The sequence below is a fragment of the Bradyrhizobium sp. LTSPM299 genome (assembly GCF_000938235.1).
Taxonomy (GTDB): domain Bacteria; phylum Pseudomonadota; class Alphaproteobacteria; order Rhizobiales; family Xanthobacteraceae; genus Bradyrhizobium.
Genome location: NZ_JYMU01000085.1, coordinates 299,603 through 322,057 on the forward strand (window position 1 = coordinate 299,603; position 22,455 = coordinate 322,057).

16 protein-coding genes are annotated in these 22,455 nt (G+C 58.5%); 2 read left to right on the top strand and 14 right to left on the bottom strand.

From position 1 onward, the window contains the following. Window positions 1-69: 69 nt before the first annotated feature. Window positions 70-1,560: an FAD-dependent oxidoreductase gene (locus UP10_RS37130; protein WP_063775430.1), complete on the top strand. Its 1,491-nt coding sequence runs from the start codon at window positions 70-72 to the stop codon at window positions 1,558-1,560. Window positions 1,561-1,868: 308 nt separating this feature from the next. On the opposite strand, the gene UP10_RS37135 is transcribed toward UP10_RS37130, so the two are convergent. The 8 genes from UP10_RS37135 to UP10_RS37170 all read right to left on the bottom strand — a co-directional run bounded on the left by UP10_RS37135 (window position 1,869) and on the right by UP10_RS37170 (window position 12,568). Next, window positions 1,869-2,675, bottom strand: a complete 807-nt coding sequence (locus UP10_RS37135; RefSeq protein WP_044592088.1) for a crotonase/enoyl-CoA hydratase family protein — start codon at window positions 2,673-2,675, stop codon at window positions 1,869-1,871. 15 nt (window positions 2,676-2,690) lie between these two features. Next, window positions 2,691-4,811: an acetate--CoA ligase family protein gene (locus UP10_RS37140; RefSeq protein WP_197086999.1), complete on the bottom strand. Its 2,121-nt coding sequence runs from the start codon at window positions 4,809-4,811 to the stop codon at window positions 2,691-2,693. 83 nt (window positions 4,812-4,894) lie between these two features. After that, window positions 4,895-6,238 (bottom strand): MFS transporter, encoded by a 1,344-nt coding sequence (locus tag UP10_RS37145; protein WP_044592090.1) that lies wholly within the window; start codon window positions 6,236-6,238, stop codon window positions 4,895-4,897. Between the two features lie 549 nt (window positions 6,239-6,787). Then, a complete protein-coding gene (locus UP10_RS37150; protein WP_044592091.1) occupies window positions 6,788-7,984 on the bottom strand; it encodes an ABC transporter substrate-binding protein in 1,197 nt (398 codons plus the stop codon). Window positions 7,985-8,044: 60 nt separating this feature from the next. Next, the gene (locus UP10_RS37155) at window positions 8,045-9,598 is read right to left on the bottom strand and encodes an AMP-binding protein (protein WP_044592092.1); all 1,554 of its coding nucleotides are present in this window, start codon (window positions 9,596-9,598) and stop codon (window positions 8,045-8,047) included. A 1-nt stretch (window position 9,599) separates the two neighbouring features. Beyond that, entirely contained in the window at window positions 9,600-10,601 is a 1,002-nt protein-coding gene (locus UP10_RS37160; protein WP_044592093.1) for an NAD(P)H-dependent flavin oxidoreductase, read from the bottom strand. After that, window positions 10,598-11,593: an NAD(P)H-dependent flavin oxidoreductase gene (locus UP10_RS37165; RefSeq protein ID WP_044592094.1), complete on the bottom strand. Its 996-nt coding sequence runs from the start codon at window positions 11,591-11,593 to the stop codon at window positions 10,598-10,600. The genes UP10_RS37160 and UP10_RS37165 overlap by 4 nt, the downstream gene beginning before the upstream one ends. A gap of 30 nt (window positions 11,594-11,623) precedes the next feature. Continuing rightward, window positions 11,624-12,568 carry a LysR family transcriptional regulator gene (locus tag UP10_RS37170; protein WP_050044008.1) on the bottom strand — a complete coding sequence of 315 codons (945 nt, stop codon included), beginning with the start codon at window positions 12,566-12,568 and terminating at the stop codon, window positions 11,624-11,626. Window positions 12,569-14,284: 1,716 nt separating this feature from the next. On the opposite strand from UP10_RS37170, the gene UP10_RS37175 reads away from it, so the two are divergent. Continuing rightward, a complete protein-coding gene (locus UP10_RS37175; protein ID WP_082077476.1) occupies window positions 14,285-15,619 on the top strand; it encodes an MFS transporter in 1,335 nt (444 codons plus the stop codon). Between the two features lie 258 nt (window positions 15,620-15,877). Here UP10_RS37175 and UP10_RS37180 read toward each other — a convergent pair whose 3' ends face one another. From UP10_RS37180 to UP10_RS37205, 6 genes are all read right to left on the bottom strand, one after another. Beyond that, the gene (locus UP10_RS37180) at window positions 15,878-16,654 is read right to left on the bottom strand and encodes an SDR family oxidoreductase (protein WP_044536760.1); all 777 of its coding nucleotides are present in this window, start codon (window positions 16,652-16,654) and stop codon (window positions 15,878-15,880) included. Window positions 16,655-16,697: 43 nt separating this feature from the next. Then, on the bottom strand, window positions 16,698-17,900 hold the full coding sequence (locus UP10_RS37185; RefSeq protein WP_044592095.1) for a CaiB/BaiF CoA transferase family protein: 1,203 nt from the start codon (window positions 17,898-17,900) through the stop codon (window positions 16,698-16,700). A 60-nt stretch (window positions 17,901-17,960) separates the two neighbouring features. Then, window positions 17,961-18,875 (bottom strand): 3-hydroxyacyl-CoA dehydrogenase NAD-binding domain-containing protein, encoded by a 915-nt coding sequence (locus UP10_RS37190; RefSeq protein ID WP_245322151.1) that lies wholly within the window; start codon window positions 18,873-18,875, stop codon window positions 17,961-17,963. A gap of 57 nt (window positions 18,876-18,932) precedes the next feature. Further along, window positions 18,933-19,697: an acetoacetate decarboxylase gene (locus UP10_RS37195; RefSeq protein ID WP_044536889.1), complete on the bottom strand. Its 765-nt coding sequence runs from the start codon at window positions 19,695-19,697 to the stop codon at window positions 18,933-18,935. A gap of 207 nt (window positions 19,698-19,904) precedes the next feature. Beyond that, on the bottom strand, window positions 19,905-20,327 hold the full coding sequence (locus tag UP10_RS37200) for a phasin family protein (RefSeq protein ID WP_044592097.1): 423 nt from the start codon (window positions 20,325-20,327) through the stop codon (window positions 19,905-19,907). A 136-nt stretch (window positions 20,328-20,463) separates the two neighbouring features. Then, window positions 20,464-22,110 carry a fatty acid--CoA ligase gene (locus UP10_RS37205; protein ID WP_044592098.1) on the bottom strand — a complete coding sequence of 549 codons (1,647 nt, stop codon included), beginning with the start codon at window positions 22,108-22,110 and terminating at the stop codon, window positions 20,464-20,466. Window positions 22,111-22,455: the final 345 nt, after the last annotated feature.

Sequence of the window (22,455 nt, forward strand, 5' to 3'; positions counted from 1 at the left end):
AAAATTTGCCCGCTCGAGCATTTTGTAGCGGCTTTCCAGAAACACCTGAATGAAATGCCGATACCGCATATGGAGACCGATGTCCTGATCATCGGCTACGGCTTTGCAGGAGCCGTAGCTGCAATTACTGCTCACGATTGCGGCGCGAAGGTCATGATTGTTGAGAAGATGCCGAGAGCAGGTGGCAATTCGTGCTATAGCGCGGGCACTTTTGGCGTCGTCCGACCCCGAGCCTCCGCTGCATTCGCCCAATATCTCGACCGTTTAAACCTTGGTATGACACCGTACGATGTCTTCGAGGCCTACGCCCAAGGTTCAGAACAACTCGAAAAATGGTTTTCTGCGCTTGGTGGTGAATTGGTGCCTCGTATCAGCGCGTTGGCGAATACATTTCCAGGTGTCGTCGAAGGTCCTGCCTTTCCAAAGATCGCGCCATCCCGTGATATGTTCGACATCCGCGTCGCCAAGGGGCCGGCGGAATTTCCGCCCGCCCTTCGCATGTGGGATTTTCTATCGCGCCATGTGAGCAGGAGGGGTATCGAGATCCAGCTGAGTTGCAGAGCGCGCGAACTGACACGCGGTGCCGATGGCGCAATTGTCGGAGCAGTTGTCGAGCACAATGGGCAACTCCGAAGAGTCTCCGCCAATCGCGCGGTGGTTCTAACATGTGGCGGATTCGAAAATGCCCCTGAACTGCTGAATAACTTCGTGGCGTCCAAACCCATCATGTTCGCTGGTAGCCCGGGAAACACGGGAGATGGCGTGAAAATGGCTCAACTCGTCGGCGCCGATCTTTGGCACATGGCGCAGACTGCAACGTTGATTGGCTACAAAGCGGCTGAATATGATGCGGCGTTCTGCATTTTCTTCCGCGGCCCCGGCTTCATCTATGTAGATAAATACGGGAAACGTTACGTAGATGAGACTGCAATCGAGTTGCATGACTTCGATCGCGTCTTTTCCCATTTCGATCCGGTCAACATCGAATATCCGCGTATCCCGAGTTGGGCGATCTTCAACGAGAAGACTTTGAAAGCAGGACCACTAACCTGGTCAATCGCCGGATACAATCGGGATATATATCAATGGAGCGCGGACAATCAGGCCGAGATTGATCGAGGCTGGATCGTCAAGGCCGCCACACTTGATCTTTTGGCAGAACGGCTTGGCGTTCATTCAGAAACCCTCAAACATACCTTCTTCACCTACAACACCGCATGTGAGACTGGAAAAGATTCCGTATTCGACAGGGAGCCCACCTCGCTTGAACAGCTCATGCCGCCATTTTATGCGATTCCCCTGCATCCCGTGATGGTCAATACCCAAGGCGGACCGAAACGCGACGCAAGGGCCCGGGTCATCGATCCCAACAACAACCCAATACCCCGGCTATATGCAGCGGGCGAACTTGGCTCGATTTGGGGACCGCTCTATGATGGTGCGGGAAACCTCACGCAATGTCTGGTATTCGGACGCATCGCCGGTCAAAACGCTTCGAGCGAAACGCCGCGACAGCCGGCAGAGCAGATAAAAAGCAGTTTGACTAGCTCGGCCGGTTGAAAAACTGCTTTCGGCTAGACTTGTTGCAGAGCGCTTATCGTCAGCTCGTGTCTTCCCGGTTGGGGATGCATGTCCCTGCGCCAGCGATTAAGGCCAGAGCGAAACTTATGAAAGGTCCCGCCGACACAAAAGCCCGAGGTCACGATACGGCAGCCGTCTATGTCGGCGCGTTCCAGCAATAGCTCCATTGCCGATCGGCGTGATGATGACGGCGGGCCCTGGCGCTCGGGCTCCGCGAAGCGGAAGAAACGAACCCCTCAATCCGAGAGCGGGTTCGATCTTTTCCATTTCAATTGCCGTCCAACTATCTATTTTGACGACAGCTTTCCGCCCTGCGGTTTGTCCAACGGGGCGGCACGCTTGTCGAGGAACGCGCGAAGACGCTCCAGCGATTCCGGGGGTTTCGTCATCGCTGAATTCATGTACTCCATGAACAATCCATCATCATGCGACATGTCGTTGATGCGCGGAAGCACGTTGGTAATCTGCCAGTTCGTCTGGGGCGCGTTCTGCGCGATCTTCCCAGCGAGTTCCTTGGCCTTCGCCAGCGCTTCGCCCTGCTTCACGATATACTGGACGAGCTTTGCCTGCCGCCCTTCCTCGGCCGACAACAGGCGTCCCGTCAGCATCATGTCGGCCATCGTCTCGTATCCGACGATCCGTTGAATCCGAACCGAGCCGCCTCCGCCCACGAAAATTCCGCGTTGACCTTCCGGCAAGCCAAAAAAAGCAGTGTCGTCGGCGACGCGGATATGCGCGGCTGCCGCGAGTTCCAGCCCTCCACCGATTACGGCACCTTGAACAGCCGCGACGAAGGGAATCGTGCCGCGCGAGATAAGGTCGAACGTGGTGTGCCAAGAGTGAGGGCGCCGCTTGCGCGGACGCTGAGCTTCCGGCGCTATTCGCGCGGCCAACTCCGCCAAATCAAGGCCGGCTGAAAAATTCTGGCCATGCCCGAACAGAACGCCGGCATCGGCTTCGTCTCCGGCTCGAAGCACCGCGTCGCGAAGTTCGGTGATTACAGCTTCGCTAATGGCGTTACGCTTGTCAGCCCGATTGAGGCCGATGAGGGCGACCTTGCCTTCGACATCGTATGTGATCAATCCCGTGGACATCGTGTTGCCCCCCTCTTAGTTCGTCACGATGAGCGCATCGAGAGCGACCGCTCCCTGCCCCTTCCCGTAAACCATCAGCGGATTGACATCGATCTCAACGATTTCCGGATGCGTCAGCATCAAGCGTCCGATTGCCATCGCGGCCTTTGCAACGGCCTCGCGGTCCACGGGCGGAATGTTGCGAAAACCATGAAGCAGCTTCGCCGTCTTCAATTTATCAAGCTCGCAGAGAATCTCGGACTCCGTCGCATCGGGCGCAAGCAAGCGTACGTCCTGCAGAGCCTCGACGAGCACTCCGCCGAGTCCGACAAGCACCACCGTACCCCATTGCGGATCGCGTCGCGCACCGACAACGAGTTCGAGGCCGCGCGGCGACATGGTTTCGACGAGGACACCGTCGAGCTGCAGACCGGGTTTCGCGCGCTGAACGTTATCGTGCAGGTCTTTCCACGCGACGCGGACTCCGTCGCTATCCCCACGATTCAGGATGACGCCGCCCGCTTCGGTCTTGTGAGCGAGAGCGCCAGCTTGAGCCTTGAGCACGACCGGAAAGCCGATCCGGTTTGCGATCTCGAGCGCTTGTTCCACTGTCTTGGCCAGATCGCCGTGCGGCACCGATATCCCTGCCGCGCTGAGTACCTTTTTCCCAAGCCATTCGGGCTGCGTTCCCGAAGTCATCCCGGGCAGTTCGTCGAACGGAACCGCCTGAGACGTCGGAGCCAGGTAGGGATGATTGCCGTAAGCAACGACCTTGGCCATCGCTCGCAGAGTTCGATCCGACGAACGCGACAATACGACCTTGCTCTCGCGCGCGGCGTCCATGAACTCCGGCGGCAGCGTCGACGAATCGCCCAGCATCGCGAGCATGACCGGTTTGTCGCTCTTGCTTTTGGCGGCAATGATCTTTTGGATAAATGCGTTGGCGTTGGCCGGAGCCGCGGGCGGAATCGAAATCGCCACGCCGCCGATCGCCGGATCGCTCAGCAACGCTTCGACGCCGATCTGGACAAGTTCGGGCTGCCAAAGCGGCTGCGTCCCCAAATCAAGTGGATTCTTCGGAGGAATGAAGGCCGGAACCTGCGGCTTGAGCGCCGCTTCAATCTCGGGAGACAGTGATGGCACCTCAACACCAAGGTCTTCGCAGATATCATGGGCGATACTGCAAAACGCGCCTGAAAAGGACACGATCCCGAGCCCTCCCTTTTGCGGTTTCGGGTAGCGCGACAGGATTTCGCTGACGTCCAGGAGTTCATCCATGGTTTCGACGAGGATAACGCCGGCGCGTTCCACCTTGGAACGCATGACGGCATAGTTACCTGCGAGAGCGCCGGTGTGGGATTTTGCCGCCTCCTGCGCGCGCACCCCGCGCCCGGTGTGCAGCATGACGATTGGCTTGCCATGCGCACGCGCTTCCTGGGCCGCCTGCAGGAAGGATCCCGCATGGCGCACTGATTCAGCATAGATCGTAATGACCCGAGTGGCCTCGTCATGGATGAGATAACGAACGAAATCCCCAAGTCCGAGATCCGCCTCATTTCCAGTCGCAATCGAATAGGTGACAGGTACCGAGCGTGACAGCAGCGCCAATCGTAAATGACCGACAAGACCGCCGCTTTGGGCAACCAAAGCCACGCCGTCGCTGGTACCGGGTGCGACACGAGGAAGTTTGGTGACACCCGTGAAGCTAACCAAAAAGCCGTTGACGTAGTTGTTGTAGCCTAAGCAGTTGGGACCAATAACGCCGATCCCGCTGTCACGGGCCAACTGACCGATCTTTTCTTGCTCGCCGCGCTCCTTATCACCGAGTTCCGCAAAGCCACCCGCAAAGACGACAGCTGACCCCACCTTGCGCAAAATGCAACCCTGAAGCGCTTCGCTCACGCCTGCCGCCGGCACGGACAGCACCGCGACGTCGACATTCTCCGGAAGATCGGCGATGTTCGCGCGAATTGGAAGCCCGTCGATTTCGCCGGCGCTGCGGCCGACCAGATGGATGTCGCCGGTGAAGCCGTTTGCCCGGATATTCTGAAGAACCAGATGCCCGACAGTATTGGGCTTGGTCGACATGCCGATGATCGCGACAGACTTCGGCTGCATCATGCGCTTCAGCACCGCGTTGCGGCTGGTGCCTTGCAAGTCGCTAGGTCCGGACATTCCCACGAGTTACTCTCCTGATTTTTTTCCAAAAACTAGAACTGGCAACAGCTACAGCGCGCGTCCTAGACTGCGGCTGGTTGCAAGATGCCTTTCCTCTCCCTTGGTATTGCGAATACGCAGACGGTACCGAGCAAGATGCAGCCGGCGACAAACACGAGACCGGCAGCAAAAGTCCCGGTGTAGTCCTTGAGCCAGCCGACGGCGATCGGACCGACCGTCGTACCAAGCATTCCGATGGTGTTGATCATCGCGATGCCAATCGGCCTCGCCTCGGTGGACAGGAAAGTTGCGGGCAACGTCCAGAAAATTCCTTGGGCGGAAAATGTTCCAACTGCGCAGAACACTAACCCGATGAGCCTACCGGTCGGATTGTCGAGCAGTGCGACGCAGAGCCAGCCCAAGGCCGCAAGACTCATGGGAAGCACGATGTGCCATCGCCGTTCCTGATGGCGATCGGAATGCTTTCCCCAGAACGACATTGTCAAGATGGCCGCGAACGGTGGAATTGCCGCGATCAATCCGATGGTTGCGAAACTTCCATCAGGCACAACAGCGCGCACGATCTGCGGCACCCACGTCGAGTTCGTGATCAACGACACGACGAGGCCAAGATATGTAAATGCAAGGAGCAGAACCGGCGGGCTCATGACCTCGCGGAAGATCCCGCCTTGCGAAGCGACGGAACGCGATTTTTGGGTATTTGCCTCGTCACGTGCGAGCGCCCCTAGCAACACCTCTCGCTCGCGCGGCGACAACCATTTCGCAGTTTCGGGCCGGTCGGCAAGATAGAAATAGGCGATGACACCGAGGACGACTGCGGGCAATCCCTCAAGCAGGAACAGCCATTTCCACCCGGCCAGGCCGAGGAAGCCGTGCATATCGAGAATCAGTCCGGACAAGGATGAGCCGAACATGATGGTAATCGGCTGCGCCATGATGAAAAACGCGGTGGCACGCGCGCGATAGGAGGAGGGAAACCAATATGTCAGGTAGAGCAGGATGCCCGGCATGAACCCGGCCTCGGCCAGACCGGTCAGCGCACGCAAGGCATAGAGGCTGTACGGCCCGGTCGCAAACATCGTCGCGGCGGACGCCAAGCCCCAGGTAATCATGATCCGGGGTATCCATATCCGAGCACCGAACCTCGGCATCATCATATTGCTGGGGATTTCCGCGGCGATGTACGCAACATAAAAGATGCTGCTCGCCAGCCCAAACATGGTCGCCGTGAGATTGAGGTCCTTGTTCATCGCCAGGGCAGCGAAGCTGATGTTGATGCGATCGAGATACGAGCAGATGAAAAGCAGGATCAGGAACCACACCAGCCGCCGATAAACTTTGCGGACAACTGCATCTTCGTCCCCGGAAAATTCCGTAGCCACCTTCACTTCACGTTCGTTGCCCATCGTGGCCGTTCCAAACCCTGCGTCTCGACTGAACGACTCGTGGTGAGCGATCGTCAAATATTGTTCTAAGTGAGCCGGCGGTTCCCGCGGCCATCAGCGGCAAACAAGTCCACCCTCGTTATTTGCATAGCGAGTTACTTATTTGACGTATATTGTTAGTCATCGAGAACAAGATGCATCTTGTCAAGCGCGTGTTTGCCAAGTTGGCACTAAATGCTGCCCGGAGCGATAAATCCGCCCATCAGCAGGTCCGCCAGAACGAAAATGCCGAAGCGTCGTCTACCCGCTGTCGGGATTTCTACGGTCCGCATCATCGGAACATGGCAGGGCTTCCTTGGCGTCAGCCGACGATGCCGGCCTCGCGCAGCTTGCGAATATCGTCGGCACTGAGACCGAGCTCCGATTGCAGAATCGTCTCGCTGTCTTCTCCTAGAGCTGCGATCTTATCGCGCGCCAACGCGCGGCCCCTGGAAAATCGAAACGGTGGGTTGGTTACGGAGAGACCCGGCAGCATCAAACTCTAACTTTCGGGAGTCTCGGCGGATTCCATTAATCCGAGATAACGATCTTACCTGCATCGATGATGTCACCAAAGAGCGCCCAGTGCTCGCCTGAAAATTTGACAAGCTGCATCTGCTCGATCGGATAGTGGTCGGTCGAAGACGTCTTCAGCTGAATGCCGGGCAACAGCATGTCGAGCTGGTTGATCTGGAGATTTGAGGCGGCATCCATTACGCGTTCACGCGTGATATCTTGACCTAATTCGCCTAAGATGCCGGTGAGTATCTGCGCGGTACTGTATCCGCTCACAACAGTCAGATCGTGCTGATCACCCGACGGATAGTATTTATCCATGAATTCGCGCCAGCGCTTGACGCCGGCATCGTCCCTCCACTGCGAATCATCGGGATCCTTTTGCGTCGTCGCCGAAACCACGCCTTGAACGTTGCTGAATCCGGCGGTCTTCATGACAGCGCCCACTGACGAGGACGCGCCAGCGAGGATCCTCAAGGCACCCCAGCCAATTTCGGCGGATTTGCGCAGAGCTTGCGCACTGAACTTATTCGAGGAAAACAAGATGAAAACATCGGCACCTGATGCTTTCAGTCTGACGATCTGGGAGTCGATCGTTGGCTCGGCCGTCTCGTAGGGCGCCTCCGCGACGATCATTTTGGAAGCCTTATCTTGGAGGCCGGCCTTGAGACCCGTGAGATGATCCTTTCCGAAATCGTCGTTCTGATAGAGTACCGCGATTTTGGCGTCCGGCTTCGTTTTCAGAATATACTTCGCGTAAATCTGCCCTTCGCTCTGATAGCTCGGCCGAAATCCCATCGTCCAGGGGCTCTTGCGATAGTCGCCGAAGATCGTCCCGCCGCTGACGATGAAAAGCAGCGGTACCTTTTTGGCATTCATGTAACGCATGATTGCGACATTGGTGGGCGTACCGAAAGTGCCGTACAGCAGCAGAACCTCATCGCTCTCGATGAGCCTGCGGGCTTGTTCAACTGTCTTCGAAGGGCTGTAGGCATCATCATAGGAAATGACCTTGATCTTGCGGCCGTTAATGCCCCCCTCAGCATTGATCTTGTCAAAATAGGCGATCGAGGCCTGTCCGCTGACGCTGTAAGATGACGCCGGCCCGCTAAAGGGAAGGACGGTCCCGAGCGTAATCTGCTGCGGCGTAACACCAGGTGACTGCGCATATGCAGCCGGTGCCACCAAAATGGTTGCGAAAAGCGACGCCATCTTCACTCGAAATCTCATGCTTCATCCCTTCATTTTTTTTGACGCGGCGGACGTGCTTGGTCATCCGACCATGCGACCGTGAGCGGGCCAGAACGAAGCCCGTATCGCCTTTTTGTCAATCTTGCCCACGGCCGTCAGCGGAAGCTGCGCGACAAAGGACACTTCTTTCGGCGCGTGCAGGCTTCCCTTGCGCTCTTTGACGAGCGCGACGAGTTCGGCTTCGCTAACGTCGCTATCCGGCTTGCGGACAATGAGCGCGAAAACACTTTCGCCCCATTTTTTGTCAGGCACGCCGATCACAGTAGCCATGCTGACACCCGGATGGCTGGCCAAGACATCCTCGACCTCGCGTGGGTAGATGTTGAAGCCGCCCGAGACGATCATGTCTTTCTTGCGGTCAACGATATAGAGGCGGCCCTCAGCATCGGCACGCGCGATGTCGCCGGTGTGCAGCCAACCACCTGCGAGCGCCGACTCGGTCTGCTCCGGCTGATTCCAGTAGTGACTCATGACCATCGGCCCGCGCACGCAAATTTCACCCGGCTCGCCGGGAGCAACATCTTGATTGTTGTCGTCAAGCAGCCGCACCGAACAGGCCGCGGTCGGGAAGCCGCACGCCTCGAACAATTTTGGCCGCGCCCGATCGTGATCGCCCTTGCGCAGCACGGCAATCGGATAACATTCGGTCTGGCCATATAGCTGGGAGAAAATCGGCCCAATTCGTTCTATGCCTTCCAGCAAACGGTCCGGCGACATCGCCGCGGCGCCATAGAGAAGCAGTTCCAGCGACGACACGTCGTGTTTTTCAAGCGCGGGATGATCGAGAAGACCGTAGATCATTGTCGGGACCATCAGCGTGAAATTGATTTTCTCGCGCGCGATCGTCGATAACAATACGTCTGGGTCGAACCGTTCGAGCAGATGGACGGTGCCACCACGCAACAGCGTCGGCACCACGTTGGTACCGCTCACATGGCTGATCGGTGCAATAGCAAGATAGCGCGGCGTATGCGGCAGCTCGAACTCCGCCAGCACACTGAGCGTCACCGCGACCGAACCGGCGTTTGAGCGCGCGACACCCTTTGGTCGCCCCGTCGTGCCGCCCGTGTAGCTGAGCATTCCGATATCCTGCGGTGAGGAAACGTCTCCGAGCCGCGCGGTGCCCGCGCTCTCGACAAGAGTCAGCGCGTTCTTTCCGTATGGCGCCTCGCCGAGCGTCAGGATGATGATGCCAGGCAGCAACTCCGCCAGTTCTGCGCCCCGCGCGAGATAATTGGTGCTGTCGAGGACGAGTACTGAGACTTCCGCATCCTCGAGCTGAAAGCGATGAGCGTCGGTGGAACCCATTGAATGAAGCGATGTGACAGCAGCGCCGAGTCCCTGCGCTGCGACACCAAAACACCACGAATCGACGCGATTGGCGGTCAGCAGTGCGACCTTGCTACCGGTCTCTATTCCATTTCCCGCGAGTACCCGCTGTGCGCGCGAGATGAAATCCAGCGTCGCCGTCCCCGTCCATTGTACGGTCCGGGTTTTGAAAGCTATGCGATCGCCGCAACCTGTGAGCGCGCGGGCTGTCAGTGAAAAGATTGTGGGTAGCGCTTGAATCGTCATGTCAGAGGCTCGTCCTGGTTGAAGTGTGTCGGGACGACGACATCGGGCGACCTTCCTCAAGAAGGCGGCGGGTTGCCCGTCGCGCGGCGGCATATTCCTCGAATGTCTGCGCGATCAATTCGTGTACGGTCGGGATTGAGCTAACGTCCGAAACCGAATGTCCGGCGCTCCAGGTGTCGTGCCTACGCTTGACACCGAACGTCGCGTTGCGGCCGTAAAGCTCGTTGGCGCGCTCATTTGTCATGTCAGTGGGGGGATTTTCGGAGCCGAGACCGGCCGCAACAATGGACGGGATAGGTATATTGGACTCAAGGGTGAACACTTTCGACAACAAAACGTCGTCGAGCTGAGAGGATACGAGCATGGCCTTGTATTCCTCCGCTGCCATGCTCTCTTTCGTCGCAATGAACTTCGTTCCCATGTAACAAAGGTCGCAACCCAATACCTCAGCAGCAAATACCGCGCTTCCGTCCGGAGCGCCTCCGGCCAGCACGATGGACCCGTCGTAGAACGATCGCACGGCGCTAACAAAGGCAACGGCGTTGGCCCAGCCGGTCTGCCCGCCCGCGCCCGTGGAGAACAGGACCAAGCCATCGACGCCGGCGGCGATGGCCTTTCTCGCGTGACGGACCGAGGCAACATCCGCAAATACCAGGCATCCGGCTTCGTGCAGCGGCACGACCACCGCATCGGGCGCCCCCACGCTTGTGATCACCATCTCGCACCGATGACGCACCACGGCAGCAACATCATCCCACAGCGTCTCTCGGCGAACGATGAGATTGGGGCAGAACGGCGCATCCTGCGGCCGCAGTGCCGACTTTATGGTGTGGATCCACTGGTCGAACTCGTCAGGCGTTCGGCAGTTTGTGCTGGGAAACGAACCGACTACGCCGGCACGGCAAGCCGCAATGACGAGGTCCGGACCTGACACGCGAAATATCGGCGCTGCGATCAGAGGTACCTTCAGCCGGGGCTTGATATCGGAAAATGAAGTCATCATGCCCGAACGTTCGGCGCGGGCGCGGGGTATTTGTGGCCGAAACTCGCGACCGCCTTGTCGTAATCGTCCCGCATGGTCGCAACGACCCGCGCCACCGCCGGCGCATCCTTAATGCCGCCGATGCCCTGCCCCGCGCTCCAGATATCCTTCCAGGCTTTCGCTTTGGTGTTGCCGCCCGAGCCGAAATTCATCTTCGATTTGTCGGACTGAGGCAGATTGGCCGGATCGAGCCCGGCGGCGACCAGCGAGGGCCCCAGATAGTTGCCATGAACGCCAGTAATCAGATTGGTGTAGACGATGTCGCTCGCAGCATAATCGATCAACATCTGCTTATGGGCGGACGTTGCATTGGCTTCTTCGGTGGCGATAAAGCGCGTTCCGATATAGGCCATGTCCGCACCCAGCATTTGCGCCGACGCGATGCCAAAACCATCGGAAATCGCGCCCGACAGAAGAACAGTCTTGTCGAACCACTGGCGAATTTCTCGCAGCAGCGCAAAAGGCGAATGGGTGCCGGCATGGCCGCCGGCCCCGGCACAGACCAGGATGAGACCATCGACGCCCATCGCCGCTGCCCGGCAGGCGTGCTGGATGTTGGTGACGTCGTGAAACACTAGCCCGCCGTAGGAATGCGTGGCATCGACGATCCACTGCGGCAACTGAAGGCTCGTGATGATGATCGGGACGCGATGCCGCACACAGACGGCCATATCAACTTGCAGGCGATCATTGGAGGGATGGCAAATCTGGTTTACCGCGAATGGCGCGACCGGCAGAAGCGGGTTTTGAAGGGCGTATTCCGTAACCTCCTCCTTGATTTGAACCAGCCAGTCGTCGAGCATTTCCGCAGGCCTCGCATTCAGGGCCGGGAATGACCCCACGATTCCCGCTTTGCATTGTGCGGCCACCAGCTCAGGACCGGACACGATGAATAGCGGCGAAGCGACGACGGGAAGCGACAGCCGACCATGGAGAAGTTCGGGAAGCGACATCGGGAGTTCCTTTGCATCAAGGACCTGACCCTAACGTTTCCTGGCAGCGCCGTGTTTACCAGATCTGGAATCTCGTAACTCCAGAATTGGATCATGGCCGAGCAGAATGGCGGCATCGCGTTTGGCGCAATTGGCGATAAAATTCAGAACGGCGCGGACCTGAGGCGCATCGGCAAGATCAGGGTGCGACAACAGCCACAAATCCGCAGCGCGGTGCAATTTGACGGGAAGAACCCGTACCAGATTCGGCTCCTGATCCGCGGTGATGCAGAGCAAGGGCGCGAGTCCCAGACCGGCCTTGGCGGCGGCGACAACATCGGTGTGGGACGAACATTGAAGTACCCGCCGAGACGTCCCGGCGACGCTGTTGAACCAGCTCATTAGCGGTATATCGGCGACCATGCCTATAGAGCTATGTGTTGCCCATTCTGCGCTGGAAGTCGGAAGGCCATGGTCGCGCGCATAGGATCGCGCGCAGTAAATTGCCACACCGACCCGGCCGATGCGACGGCCGACCAGATTTTCTTCGCCCGGCCCAAACAGCCGCAAGACGATATCGGCTTCCCGGCGGCGCACACTTGCTGGCCAGCCGCTAACGCGAATTTCAAGATTCAGACTTGGAAACTCCTTGTAGAAGGAGGCGAGGTGCCCAAGCAACCATGGGCCGGACAAAACCTCATTTATCGAAATTCGGACCACACCTGCCGGCGTATGCTTGGCGTCGGCCATTGCCGTCTCGACCTTGCTCGCGACGTCCCCCATGCTTTCGATGCGCGCGCGTAACTGCTCGCCCGCAGGTGTGAGTGAATGACCGACGCGGCTGCGTGCCAGCAATTTAAGGCCGAGACCATCCTCAAGCTCCGCAACGCGTCGGCTCACCGTCTGGGCGCTCAGCTTGAGACGCTTGCTGGCGGTCAACAAGCTTCCGGCATCCGCGACTGCCAGAAAAATTCGGTAAAGATCCCAATTCATCATTTCACTGGGCACCACGAAAGTGTCTATCAATGGAGCGGTTGCAGGGTGATTTGAGCCTATAAGCTAAGTCATCGTTGTTAGGGTCGATTACCACACAAAAAAGAACCCCAGCAATATATTGGGATCGCTGGAGCTTTTCACCAACTTGGTTGTGGGGACAGGATTTGAACCTGTGACCTTCAGTTATGAGTCGAGCGGGTCGGTCAGATCAGGGCGATATCGGCTAACGGTTGCTCGCGACGCTCGAAGTACCGGACCCCCAGCGTTCGCGCACTCCGAGTTGGCGACGCGCTCGCGATCAGTCCACCGAGAAAGAGCGGTCATTCTATCCATCATTCTGCGAATTGAGCTCTGACGACGACTGGCCTCGATCATTTTTGTTGAGACGAAAGGCGTAGAGAAAGGCCGCTGAGCTTTTCAAATTCGGCTGAACCCAAACATCGAACGGTGACAACGGCGGGCGCGATATTCGCAGCCTCATCACCTCGATAAACGAGACAGAACGCCGCCTTTCGTTCGAAGGAGCACCATCGCACAGATTGGCGTAGTACGCTGCGCTATGGGTGCCCCCGGAAAGCGCCGAATTCAGTAGCCGCTCAGACGGGACCCATCAGGTTCGGTCGCCGAACCGACTGATGCGTGGACCCTGTTGAAATCAAAAGCTGTCTTATTGCATGACCTGACGTCGTTCAGCTTTGCTGACAGACGCAGATCGCAAACTGGTCCTGCTTTCGATGACTTCCTGATCGGAGGCCTGCCGGCCAACACTGGTCGCCGGGACTTCGTCGCTCATCGGTTCGCTGTTTCCGCCAACGGCTAAGCGTAACAACGGCCATCGGCAGCGTTCGACGGCCGTCGCGTGCCATTTCGTGAGAACGAAAGTGAAAGAAAAGTAGAACCTTCGTGCACAGGATTTGCACACGTCCCCCATCTAACTATTTGATTTCTATAAACTCTCTACCCAATCCATCATGGGTGCAACGGAAAAGCGGTGGATTAACATGTTGATTTCATTGATCTTCGCAGACGGAGTCGGTCCAACCGATTTCTGGGCCGAAAGATGATCGAAGGCATAGACCTAAAGCATTTTGCTTTCTTTTCAACGGCTTGATCCGACCACTCGATTATTTTCGCTTGTTTCAACCTGACCCGGTACTGCACGGCAGTACCAAGATGCCAGCGCAGTACAGGGCCTCGACAAATACTTTGGCTGCGCCCAACTCCTCGAATTTGAAGCGGGAATGGTACCGCCGGGACGCAGACCCCGATCGATCGGCAATCCTCGCGCAGTTCATACGGGTTCGTTCGGTGCAACCGGCTGACCGGAAACAAATCACGGGTACCCAATGCCTATTGCCTGATAACCAACACGGCGCTTGGGCGCGAATTGGCTCCCGCCACGGTTTGTTGCTAAACAATCAAGCGAGTGATAGATTAGTAATGATCTTTTGAAGCTGGCATGGCCGTTTGGCCTTGGTTCTTGCCCGAAAGTCGATCACGATGCCGGCTGCGTGCTAGAGAGCGCACAAGGGATCCGGAGCCGTGCGCACGGCGCGACCGGCCACGATCCTGAACGGCCCTCGTCCAACACTTTAGATTTTTATGACCAGCCGCCGCGGTTATCGCGGCGCACCTGATGTCAAGGAGTGAAGCAGAAAATACGTTCAAAATCGGAGCAAAAGACTCCGTGGGAATACAAATGAGGGGAGCAAACAAATGGCAATCCATGCAACCAGCGTCGGTACAATTCCTTCCGCTGAAAAGGAGCCGATCGCCGTCACAAAGCTGTTCGCCAAGATCGGTTGGCGGATTCTACCCTTCCTGATTCTTTGTTACATGATTGCGTTCCTGGACCGCATCAATATCGGGTATGCCCAGCTTCAAATGAAGCAGACGCTGACTTTCAGCGATGCGACGTACGGCTTCGGCGCGGGCATATTCTTCGTCGGCTACTTCCTGTTTGAAGTCCCCAGCAACCTGCTCCTTGAGCGCATTGGTGTTCGCAAGACGCTGCTGCGCATCATGTTCACGTGGGGAATTGTCGCTTGTGCGATGGCGTTCGTGCAGACACCGGTGCAATTCTATATCGCCCGATTCCTGCTTGGCGTGCTCGAGGCCGGCTTCTTTCCGGGTATCATCCTTTATCTGACATACTGGTACCCCTCGGCGCGGCGCGGCCAGATCATCGCGATGTTCATGACCGCGACGGCCATCGCGTCCGTGATCGCAGGTCCGCTTTCCGGTGCAACGATGAAATATTTCAACGACATCGAGGGTTGGCACGGCTGGCAGTGGCTCTTCATTTCGCAGGGCTTACCAGCGACGATCCTCGGTCTCGTTGCCTACTTCTATCTTCAGGACAAGCCCGAGGATGCCAAGTGGTTAAGCGCCGAAGAAAAAACTGCGCTGCGTTTCCAACTCGATCACGATCATAAAGACGTTGAGACTGCGTCCCACGCCGGGTTCTTCCAGATGCTGAAGGATCCGAAGGTCTACGGTCTCGCGTTCACATACTTCCTGCTGCTGGGTGCGACCTACACCATGGTGTTCTGGATTCCCTCGCTCATCAAAAGCTGGGGCGTCGCCGATCTGTTCCACGTAGGCCTGCTGGCCACCTTGCCGCAGATCGCGGGCATCATCGGGACGATTCTGATGGGACGCCACTCGGACAAGACAAGAGAGCGGCGATGGCATTACGCGACCTGCGTGGCCGTCGCAGCCATCGGTCTTTTGGCCATAACATTCTCCAACGGCAATTTGCTGGCGTCGATCCTAGGCCTGACACTCGCCGGCCTTGGGTTCATCTCGGCGACACCGCTGTTCTTCACCACAACGACTGAATACCTTTCCAAGGCGAGCGCCGCCGGCGGTATCGCGCTTATCAGCAGCCTTGGTAATCTCGGCCCGGCAGTCGCGCCGTCCGTCACGGGCTATATTACCGCGACAACAGGCAGCTCGCTCTACAGCACATATCTCATCGTGGCAGCATATCTGCTCTCTGGCGTGCTGCTGCTGAAGATCGTGCGCGCCGCTGACCCGGACGAAACCTGAGCCGGCAAGGTCGTCAGGATCGGACCAGAGCGGGATGACTCTTCTTCGAATCGTCACCCCGCCCTATCTTTTTGTTTTGAGCATGATCTTTTCGGAAAACCGCTACACACTTTTCCGGATCATGCTCCGACGTCTGACGAAAGACGTCTGCTGATCCTGACCACGACGAGAAACGGCGCCGCTTGAAACGGCGCCAATTCTTGGGAATTTCACGAAGTTCGTTCGTCGCCGCCGGCGCAACGCTGGCGTCGCGCAGCCTCAAGCCGTCGTGGCCAACCCGCCGTCGACCGGAATGACCGCACCGCAGACGAAGCCGCTGGCCCGCGAGGCGAGGTAGATGGCGATGCCCGCAAGATCGTCCGCATGTCCCATGCGCTTCATGGGCGCGTCGTCGACGACCTCCTTCGCGCCGTGCTCATCGATCGCATCCGTCATTTTCGACGGGAAGTAACCCGGCGCAATCGCATTGACCGCGATGTGCTTCGGCGCCAGGAACTTTGCCATGATGCGTGTCAGATGGTTCACGCCGGCTTTCGACGCCGCATAGGAATAGGCTTCGAGATGCGACGTCCTGATGCCCTCGATCGAGCCGATGTTGATCACCCGCGAATAGGAATTCGCCGATCCCGCCGCTTCCAGCAGATCGAGCAGACTCTGGGTCAGGAAGAACACCGACTTCACGTTGAGGTCCATCACCTTGTCCCAGCCGTTTTCGGGAAACTCGGCGAAAGTCGCGCCCCAGCTCGCGCCCGCATTGTTGACCAGAATGTCGAGCTTTTTCTCCCGCTTGTGAAGTTCGCCGGACAGGCGCGCGATCTCCTCCATGCGCGACAGATCCGCCGGGATGGCGATACATTCGCCGAACTGCGACAGTTCTCTTGCAAGCGCCTCGCATGCCTCCGCTTTGCGCGCCGTGATGTAAACTTTTGCGCCGTTTTCCACATAGGCGCGGGCGATCATTTCGCCGAGGCCGCGACTACCGCCGGTGACCAGGGCGACCTTTCCCCGAACCGAGAACAGCTCTTCGATTTTCATGCGTCGCTCCTGCTGAACTGGAATGCGTTGTGGTAGTCGTTACTCAGCCAACGGCGCCGGCGGCGCGCATCTGGGCGATAGTCGCCGCATCGAACCCCGTTTCCTTCAGGATCTCGTCGCTGTGCTGGCCCACCGAAGGCGGCATCCTTGGTTGCACCTTGTCTGCGCCACGCAGCGCAATCGGGCTGTTGATCGTCTTTGTTTCGCTGCCGGCGAAGGGAATGAGAATATCGTTGTCGAGGAGCTGCTGGTCCGACGGAATATCCTCGGGAGTGGCCACGACGTCGAACACGATCCCCCTCTCCGTCAGGCGCTTGCGCAGTTCCGCGCGATCCTGCTTCTCGAACTCCTTGTCGAGCAAGGCGATCAGTTCGCGCGAGCGCGACAACCGATCCACCTTCTTGGCAAAACGCGGGTCATCGATCAGATCCTCGCGATCGAGGCACTTCATGAACTCCGGCCACTGCTTTTCTTCATTGAGAATGGTCAGGATCAGCCAGCGACCGTCACGGCATTTGTAGTAGTTCGTCAGCGCGTTGAATGCGACCTCGCGTGCCGGGCGGTCTGTGAAGGTGGCGCCGCATAGTGCTGCTTGCGCGTTGTAGCCGTTGGCCCAAAGTCCGTTCGCCACCAGCGACGATGTGACCTCCGTGCCCTTGCCGGTGGTCTGGCGCTGATAGAGCGCCATCACGATTCCGGAAAAAAGCGTGAACCCCGCCGAGTGATCGCCCATGCCGTTCGCAGGCCGCACCGGCACCGATTCCGACGACGCGCGAACGGTGTCCATTAATCCCGACCGCGCCCACCAGGCCGTCACATCAAAACCCGGCTTGGTCGCCTCGGCGCCGTTTTCGCCGTAGCCGGAGAACGACGCATAGATCAGCCGGTCGTTAAGCGAGGACAGTGCTTCATATCCGATGCCAAGCTTTTTGCGAACGGCGGCGGGATAGTTTGTGATAAACACGTCCGCCTGCGCGGCAAGACGCTGGATAACAGTCCTGCCCTCAGGTTTTCCCATATCGAGCGCGAGGCTGCGCTTATTGCGCGAACCGAGCATCCACGCGTAGTTCTGATCGCTCCTGGGATGGCCGGGAAGCTTTGTCAGATGCCGGTAAGGATCCCCTGCCCCCGGCGGTTCGATCTTGATGACGTCGGCGCCGAAGTCGGACAGAATCGTGGCCGCTGCCGGCGCGGCGATGAAACTGCCGCAATCGATCACCTTCAAGCCTTCGAACAAAAGTCCCATCTCGTCCCTCCCGTTGATCGCGCTCCGCTCCGCCCCTCGATGACGCGATCGCAGCGTGCGCTATTTACCTGCCCGCACCGCCTTGAGCGCGCGGATGATCGCCAGTTGCTTGGCGTCGCGCTCACTTTCGAGCTGCTCGGGAGGCTGCGCCGCGAAGGATGCCTCGGCCTGCGCGATGATCTTGTCCTGCGCAGCCTCGTCCAGATTGACCGGCGCCATATTCTTCCAGGCCTCGTTCAGACCGGGGCCGAATTGCTTGAAAAACGATTTGAACCCACCGGCACCGCCGCCGAGATGGAACGAGCGGAATGGGCCGTCCGCCGCCCAGCGCAGGCCGATCGAACTTGTCACGATATCGTCGAGCTCATCGACTTTGACGACGCCCTGAATGACGAGGTAGCAGCATTCCCGGAAAATTGCCCGTTGCAGACGGTTGGCGACGAAACCGGGCATTTCCTTGCGCACCACGCGCGGCACCTTGCCGAGCGCGGCGTAGAACGCGACCGCGTCGTCCACCGCCTCTGGGCTCGTCTTCTCGCCGGGGACGACCTCAACCAGCGGAATCAGATGAGGCGGGTTAAAGGGATGCCCGACCAGCAGCCGCTCGGGCCGGGACATCTTGAGCGCTTGCTCCGTCGCGGTCTTGGCGGAGCTCGACGAAAGCATCAGCGCATGCTCTCCTACGACCTTGCCGATGCGTTCCCATAAGTCCTGCTTGAACTCGATCCGCTCCGGTCCGTTTTCCTGTACAAGATCGGCGCCCGCGACCGAGCGCTCGAGATCGGCCTGGAAGCTCAGTTTCTCCTCCAGATTGTCCGTCGGCAGCCCGAGCTCCTTGAGCGTCGACAGATTGTTGCGGATATAATCGCGGACGATGGCCTCGACATCCGGGCGCGGATCGTTGACGACCACCGTCAGCCCGTGCGCCAGAAAGAGCGCCGTCCACGACGCGCCGATGACGCCGGCGCCGATCACGGTAACCTTCGAATATCGGTTCAGAATATCCTGCTGAGCTGTAGCCATGATATCTGCCTATTTCCTTGGACTGGCCGAAGGCGCGCTGTCAGTGAGATAGTCGTAGATGACGACGGCAGGCGAAAGCGTGAGATCCGTCAGGATGTGCGTGGCGGAAACGATCTCACGTACGGGAAGGTCAGCGAGCGGCGCCAGAACGTGCTCGAACAGTTGCAGACGGGCCGGCCCCCGCCATGCACCCTTCACTACAATGTTGGTGATCTCGGTGCGCACCAGTTCGCAAATACGCGGGCGCTTCTCGTAGCTCGGGAGGATTTTCAGCATGAACGTCGGCACGCAGATTTCCTGCCGCGCCTTTTCCAGATCCATCGGCTTGTGCTTGTAGCCCATCGTTGCACGGGCGACGCTGAGCGTGCCGTAATCCAGCGTTCCGACCAGCGTGTCGGAGTCGACGAACAGCTTTGCCGATCCGAGTTTTTTCGGAAACGCACTCAGTTCGCGGCCTGCGGCAATCGCCGGCAGATTGTCGAGATACATGCCGATGATGTATTCGCCGACTTCTTCCTTGTGCCGCACGACCGCGGCCTGCCCGCACTCGACATACGAACCGTATCCCGTCGTATCGGGCATATTCATCACTTCGAAGCGCACCAGCGGCTCGTCGACTTCAAGCGGCTCGGGCACCTGCTTGAGGAGAGCTTCCCGATCCGTCCGGTAGGTGATGTTCAGATACTCGCGCGACGTGAAGCGATGCGGGCCTGGAACAAACGCCGGAGCTCCTGTCGGCGTGGTATACTGCTTGAGCACGTCCTCTTTTTTCATCTTGACGCTCACCCCATGAGTTAGACGTTTCAGCATTCGGTATCGGCGGCGGCCTTACTGCATATTTACGGCTCTCCGCACCGGCCGACAGTACGAACCTTTGGGCTCGTCACTGCAAGCCGGTTCATTGCGAAAGGCACGGCCCTGTCTTGAGGGACTGGCGCCGTTAAAATTCTCCCGCGCTGCAGCAGAGCCCGTTCACCCGCGTCAAGCCTTCCTGGACTCGATGGCCGCCCGCGCCTCGGCAAAGCTCTCGCGCATCCGATCAAGAATGATCTTTGGCGCTTCGCTGCTGGATTTCTGCACCAGCTCAGCGATATCCTTGGTGTTCTTGACCGTCGCTTCGAACACGCGCTTCGCCAATTCCGCCTGCTTGGTCGCGATTTCCTGAGGCGTACCGTCCGGCTTGAAATCAGCGATCAGTTGCCGCGCCTCGCGCCCGATCTCGGCCAGGATTTCCTGTTGCTTTGCGAAAACCGCCTGGCCTCCCTGCGACAGCACCGCCGCGGACTTCTGCATCGCCTCGATGTTCTTGCGGTGGATGTCGAGAAATGGCTCGTAATCGATCTTTGGCAGATTAATCTGCTTCGCCATATCGGCGAACATGTCCGTCATTGTCTTGCCGGCCATTTTTCCCTCCCGGTATCCATTGATTTGTGCGTGGAGCTGTTTGGTCCGCTGCCACGTCGCTGTTTTGCGTATATCGTAGTCAGACCGGCTTCGATTAACCAGCCAGACCGGATGTGATCGTGTATCCTCCCCTCGGCTAACCGTCCCCGTACTTGGCGCGCAACGCCTTCTTGTCGGTCTTGCCGACGCTCGTCTTGTCGATTGCATCGACAAACCTGATCCTGTCCGGAATGGCGAAACGCGAGATGACACCTTTGTCGACATAGGCTTTGACGTGCTTCTGCACGGCTGCATCGTCGACGGGGCCGCCGGGATGGGCGACAAGGATGGCGAGCGGACGCTCGCCCCATTTCGCATCCGCCACGCCGATGATCGCTGCCTCGCTCAGGCCTGGCATCTGGAGCAGGATGTCCTCCAGCTCAATCGACGAAATCCATTCACCGCCGGTCTTGATCACGTCCTTGATCCGGTCGGTGATCTGAACGACGCCGTGCGCGGTCATGGTGCCGATGTCGCCGGTATGAAGATAGCCGCCTTCCCAGAGCTTTTCCGAAGAGGCCGGATTGTTGAGGTATCCCATCGTCAGCCACGGTGCGCGGACGACGATTTCTCCAGCGGTGCTGCCGTCGTGAGCGACGTCCTTCATCTCGGCATCCACGATGCGGAAGTCGACCAGGGGCACCGGCGTTCCAGTCTTGGTACGAAGTTCGACTTCCTCGTCAGGATTTCCGGTGAGCTCATGCTCCCTGAGCTGCGCGATCGTCAGGATAGGGCCCGACTCCGACATTCCGTAACCGGCAAAGATGTCGATACCGCGCTGCATCGCGGCCTTGGCCAGCGCTTTGGTCAGCGCTGCGCCCCCGATCACCATTTTCAGCCCGGAGAGATCGACATCCTTGCTGTTGGGCGCCGACAGCAACATTTGCAGAATCGTCGGAACGCAATGGCTGAACGTCACCCCCTCGGTCTTGATCAGGTTCAGGAGAAGTTCGGGCTGATACCGGCCGGGATAGACCTGTTTGACCCCCGCTGCGGTCGCGGCATAGGGCAATCCCCAGCCGTGAACGTGAAACATTGGCGTGATCGGCATGTACACGTCTTCGCGGTGAAACCGCCCTTGCCGCGCCGGTGAACCGAACCCGACCAGATCGATCAGCGTGTGCAGCACGAGCTGGCGATGGCTGAAGTAGACGCCCTTCGGTGCGCCGGTGGTGCCCGTCGTGTAGAACATGGTTGCGCGGGTATTCTCGTCGAAATCCTCGAAGGTGAAGTCCGGCGAACTGTTTGCCAGCATCTCCTCATACTGGCCGACGACTTTGCTCGGACTGCTCGGGAACACGCCGTCGTCCGACATCAGAATGATGCCTTCGACGGATTCAAGCTGCCCTTGCAACTGCTCGATCAACGGAAGAAACTCGACATTCACCAACAGCAGCCGGGGACGCGCGTGATTGAGCGTGAACATGACCTGCTCGGGCGACAGCCTTATATTGACGGTTTGAAGCGTGGCGCCGAGCATCGGGATCGCGAAATAGGATTCCAGGTAGCGGTGGCTGTCCCAGTCCAGCACGCCCACGACATCGCCGCGCCGGACGCCCTTCGACGTCAGACCGCTCGCAAGACGCCCGATGCGCTCGCGCAGATCACGGTAGGTGTAGCGGCTGAGATCGCGGTAGACGATTTCCTGATCGGCCGACTGGGTCATCGGGGCGTGAAGGAGGTGCTTGATCAGCAGGGGATATTTGTAGGCCGACGGCGTATGCTCGATCAGGAAATCGGACATTTGATTTCTCCCTGGGGCTGGAAGGCGTCGGCGCCCCGTGTCGGGGAATTTTGTCGCCCGTATTTGCCCGCTCGGCTTGTCTTCCGGTTCGCCCGAGAGTCGGTCGGAGGCAGTAGGAAGAGCCAAGTTCTTATTCTATCGTTCGCTTGGTTGAATAGAAAGTCAAGCCGAATCCAGGATCGGGAGATAGCAGGCTTGTCCCGTCTGCACGTATTGATGCACTGCATGATCAATGTCGGACTTTGCGTCTTCGTTGCTTCACTGTCCGCTCACGCCAGTACTGATGGCTGCGAATCGGCGCTGACGTGACGGTCCTGCAAGCCGGACTGAAGCAGAGCAGTTTGC

Coding starts and splice junctions, on each gene's coding strand:
- UP10_RS37150 (WP_044592091.1), bottom strand. CDS start 7,984: ATGGCGTCGCTTTTCGCAACCATTTTGGTGGCACCGGCTGCATATGCG.
- UP10_RS37165 (WP_044592094.1), bottom strand. CDS start 11,593: ATGTCGCTTCCCGAACTTCTCCATGGTCGGCTGTCGCTTCCCGTCGTC.
- UP10_RS37130 (WP_063775430.1), top strand. CDS start 70: ATGGAGACCGATGTCCTGATCATCGGCTACGGCTTTGCAGGAGCCGTA.
- UP10_RS37185 (WP_044592095.1), bottom strand. CDS start 17,900: ATGGGACTTTTGTTCGAAGGCTTGAAGGTGATCGATTGCGGCAGTTTC.
- UP10_RS37180 (WP_044536760.1), bottom strand. CDS start 16,654: ATGAAAATCGAAGAGCTGTTCTCGGTTCGGGGAAAGGTCGCCCTGGTC.
- UP10_RS37170 (WP_050044008.1), bottom strand. CDS start 12,568: ATGATGAATTGGGATCTTTACCGAATTTTTCTGGCAGTCGCGGATGCC.
- UP10_RS37205 (WP_044592098.1), bottom strand. CDS start 22,110: ATGTCCGATTTCCTGATCGAGCATACGCCGTCGGCCTACAAATATCCC.
- UP10_RS37175 (WP_082077476.1), top strand. CDS start 14,285: ATGGCAATCCATGCAACCAGCGTCGGTACAATTCCTTCCGCTGAAAAG.
- UP10_RS37160 (WP_044592093.1), bottom strand. CDS start 10,601: ATGATGACTTCATTTTCCGATATCAAGCCCCGGCTGAAGGTACCTCTG.
- UP10_RS37155 (WP_044592092.1), bottom strand. CDS start 9,598: ATGACGATTCAAGCGCTACCCACAATCTTTTCACTGACAGCCCGCGCG.
- UP10_RS37145 (WP_044592090.1), bottom strand. CDS start 6,238: ATGGGCAACGAACGTGAAGTGAAGGTGGCTACGGAATTTTCCGGGGAC.
- UP10_RS37195 (WP_044536889.1), bottom strand. CDS start 19,697: ATGAAAAAAGAGGACGTGCTCAAGCAGTATACCACGCCGACAGGAGCT.
- UP10_RS37200 (WP_044592097.1), bottom strand. CDS start 20,327: ATGGCCGGCAAGACAATGACGGACATGTTCGCCGATATGGCGAAGCAG.
- UP10_RS37135 (WP_044592088.1), bottom strand. CDS start 2,675: ATGTCCACGGGATTGATCACATACGATGTCGAAGGCAAGGTCGCCCTC.